Origin of the sequence: Zoogloea sp. LCSB751, from assembly GCF_002028455.1 — a bacterium.
In the GTDB taxonomy this organism is placed as follows: domain Bacteria; phylum Pseudomonadota; class Gammaproteobacteria; order Burkholderiales; family Rhodocyclaceae; genus Zoogloea.
The window spans coordinates 1-272 of record NZ_MWUM01000189.1 but is presented as its reverse complement, the minus strand read 5'-3'; the positions used below and the strand labels follow the sequence as shown (position 1 = coordinate 272).

1 pseudogene is annotated in these 272 nt (G+C 45.6%); it reads right to left on the bottom strand.

Features of this window, described 5'->3' with window-relative positions:
- Nucleotides 1–87: 87 nt before the first annotated feature.
- Nucleotides 88–272, bottom strand: a pseudogene (locus tag B4920_RS30095) (hypothetical protein); the annotation flags it as partial.

Here is a 272-nt window from a genome sequence, read left to right as displayed (position 1 = left end):
TTTCTCTCAAATAAAAAAGGCAGAACCTTTAGTGCTGCCTCAAATCGACAACAAAGCTTATCGGTATAACGAATGACAGTCCGTGATCTATACCACCTGTTTGGCGACCAGATCCCGAATTGTCATTGCGGCATGCAAAATATGATGTCGCAGTAACGCCGTGGCTTTCTCTGTTTCTCTTTGCTTACAATAATTGAGCAGTTCGCGGTGCTCGTGCTCTGCTGCGGGAATGCCTCCTGCGAGCAGTAATTGCAAACGAATATATCTATCGC